The sequence below is a fragment of the Mycobacterium sp. genome, from assembly GCF_039583785.1.
GTDB lineage: Bacteria > Actinomycetota > Actinomycetes > Mycobacteriales > Mycobacteriaceae > Mycobacterium.
In genome coordinates this window covers 1-2,095 of sequence record NZ_JAVKSG010000078.1, presented here as the reverse complement: position 1 = coordinate 2,095, position 2,095 = coordinate 1, and the positions used below count along the sequence as shown (strand labels likewise).

Below are 2,095 nucleotides of genomic sequence, written 5' to 3'. Positions count from 1 at the left end.
GGCGCAGCGGGTCGCGACCAGAGAGTAAGGAGCGTTCATGCCATCCAAGGCAAGCGTTGCCATCGTCGGGTCGGGCAACATCAGCACCGATCTGCTCTACAAACTGCTCCGCTCGCAGTGGCTGGAACCGCGCTGGATGGTCGGCATCGACCCGGACAGCGAAGGCCTGGCCCGGGCGCGCAAGCTCGGACTCGAGACCACCCACGACGGCGTCGACTGGCTGCTCGCCCAGTCCGAGAAACCCGACATGGTGTTCGAGGCGACCAGCGCCTACGTGCACCGCGACGCGGCGCCGAAGTATGCGGCCGCGGGCATTCGGGCCATCGACCTGACGCCCGCCGCGGTCGGTCCGGCGGTGATCCCGCCGGCCAACCTGCGCGAGCACCTCGACGCACCCAACGTCAACATGATCACCTGCGGGGGACAGGCCACCATCCCGATCGTCTACGCCGTCTCCCGGGTGGTGGAGGTGCCCTACGCCGAGATCGTCGCGTCGGTGTCGTCGTCCTCGGCGGGGCCGGGCACCCGGGCCAACATCGACGAGTTCACCAAGACCACCTCGCGCGGCGTTGCGACCATCGGCGGCGCCCAGCGCGGCAAGGCGATCATCATCTTGAACCCGGCCGATCCGCCGATGATCATGCGCGACACCATCTTCTGCGCCATCCCCGAAGACGCCGACCGGGATGCGATCACCCAGTCGATCCGCGACGTGGTCGCCGAGGTGCAGACCTACGTGCCGGGCTACCGACTGCTCAACGACCCGCAGTTCGACGACCCGTCAGTGCACTCCGGCGGTCAGGCGCTGGTCACCACCTTCGTCGAGGTCGAAGGGGCCGGCGACTACCTGCCGCCGTACGCGGGCAACCTCGACATCATGACCGCCGCGGCCACCAAGGTCGGCGAGGAGATCGCCAAGGAATCGCTGGCAGTCGCAGGAGGTGCGCGATGACGACCGACATTTTCTTCAACCCGATCTGGGACGTCCGGATCACCGACACGTCGTTGCGGGACGGCTCGCACCACAAGCGCCACCAGTTCACCACCGACGAGGTCGGCGCGATCGTCGCCGCGCTGGACGCCGCCGGCGTGCCGGTGATCGAGGTGACCCACGGCGACGGGCTGGGCGGGTCGAGCTTCAACTACGGCTTCTCCAAAACGCCCGAGCAGGAGCTGATCAAGCTCGCGGCCGAGACTGCGAAAGAAGCCAAGATCGCCTTCCTGATGCTGCCCGGGGTGGGCACCAAGGACGACATCAAAGAGGCGCAGCACAACGGCGGCTCGATCTGCCGGATCGCCACCCACTGCACCGAGGCCGACGTCTCGATCCAGCACTTCGGTCTGGCCCGCGAGTTGGGCCTGGAGACCGTCGGGTTCCTGATGATGAGCCACACCATCGCCCCGGAGAAGCTGGCCGCCCAGGCCCGCATCATGGCTGACGCCGGCTGCCAGTGCGTGTATGTGGTCGACTCCGCCGGAGCGCTGGTCCTCGACGCGGTAGCCGACCGGGTGTCGGCGCTGGTCGCCGAACTCGGTGACGACGCCCAGGTCGGTTTCCACGGGCACGAGAACCTCGGTCTGGGCGTGGCCAACTCGGTGGAGGCCGTGCGCGCGGGTGCCAAGCAGATCGACGGCAGCGTGCGCCGGTTCGGCGCCGGCGCCGGAAATGCCCCGGTCGAGGCGCTGATCGGGGTGTTCGACAAGATCGGCGTCAAGACCGGCATCGACTTCTTCGACATCGCCGACGCCGCCGAGGACGTGGTGCGCCCGGCGATGCCGGCCGAATGCCTGCTCGACCGCAACGCGCTGATCATGGGGTACTCCGGGGTGTACTCCAGCTTCCTCAAGCACGCCGTCCGCCAGTCCGAGCGCTACGGCGTGCCGGCCCACCAGCTGCTGCACCGGGCCGGGCAGCGCAAGCTGATCGGCGGTCAGGAAGACCAGCTCATCGACATCGCGCTGGAGATCAAGCGGGAACAAGCCGCGAGCGGTTGAATCACCCGTTCGCGCATAGCCGCCGCATAGGAAGCGCGAGTATTCTCACCGCCATGCGAACGACATTCACGAGCATCCTCGCCGGCGGGATGTTGGCCGC

2 protein-coding genes are annotated in these 2,095 nt (G+C 67.9%); both read left to right on the top strand.

Features of this window, described 5'->3' with window-relative positions:
• Window positions 1-37 precede the first annotated feature (37 nt).
• Entirely contained in the window at window positions 38-952 is a 915-nt protein-coding gene (locus ABDV69_RS17895; RefSeq protein WP_343576770.1) for an acetaldehyde dehydrogenase (acetylating), read from the top strand.
• Window positions 949-1,995, top strand: coding sequence for a 4-hydroxy-2-oxovalerate aldolase (gene dmpG / locus ABDV69_RS17890; protein WP_343576767.1), 1,047 nt, complete (start codon window positions 949-951; stop codon window positions 1,993-1,995). The genes ABDV69_RS17895 and dmpG overlap by 4 nt, the downstream gene beginning before the upstream one ends.
• Window positions 1,996-2,095 lie beyond the last annotated feature (100 nt).

Bases quoted from the DNA above. Each gene is read 5' to 3' on its own strand.
- ABDV69_RS17895 (WP_343576770.1), top strand. From the start codon at position 38: ATGCCATCCAAGGCAAGCGTTGCCATCGTCGGGTCGGGCAACATCAGC.
- dmpG (WP_343576767.1), top strand. From the start codon at position 949: ATGACGACCGACATTTTCTTCAACCCGATCTGGGACGTCCGGATCACC.